The following is a 694-nucleotide window of genomic DNA, read 5'->3' as shown; positions in this document are numbered from 1 at the left end:
CCGATCGAACAATACCTGAATCGTCAAAGAACCCGTTACCTTAGAGACCACCGCGGCCGTCCCGCCTATCCCCTGTTGTCCATGTTCAAAGCCGTCCTGCTCGGACAATGGCACAGCCTCTCCGATCCCGAACTCGAACACAGCCTCATCACCCGCACCGATTTCAACCTATTTTGCCGTTTTGACGAACTGGGCATCCCCGATTACAGCACCTTATGCCGCTACCGTAACCGGCGGCGCAAGACGACACCCTGTCCGAATTGCTCAAACTGATTAACTGCCAACTGACCGAAAAAGGCCTAAAAATAGAGAAAGCATCCGCCGCCGTCATTGATGCCACCATTATTCAGACCGCCGGCAGCAAACAGCGTCAGGCCATAGAAATTGACGAGGAAGGACAAGTCAGCGGCCAAACCACACCGAGCAAAGATAAAGATGCCCGTTGGACAAAGAAAAACGGCCTCTACAAACTCGGTTACAAACAACATACCCGCACCGATGAGGAAGGCTATATCGGGAAACTGTACATTACTCCTGCCAATACCCATGAGTGCAACCACCTGCCGCCTTTGCTGGAAGGTATAGCCGAAGGTACAACCGTCTATGCCGACAAAGGCTATGACAGCGAGGAAAACCGGCAACATCTGAAAGAGCATCAGTTGTTAGACGGCATTATGCGCAAAGCCCACCGCAA

Annotated in this window: 1 pseudogene; it reads left to right on the top strand. The window is 52.3% G+C overall.

Going from position 1 to position 694, the window contains the following annotated elements:
• Positions 1-694: pseudogene (locus DBY86_RS12780) on the top strand (IS5 family transposase); the annotation flags it as partial.

This window comes from Neisseria bergeri, assembly GCA_003044455.1.
GTDB lineage: Bacteria > Pseudomonadota > Gammaproteobacteria > Burkholderiales > Neisseriaceae > Neisseria > Neisseria bergeri.
This window is presented reverse-complemented; position numbering and strand designations above follow the sequence as displayed.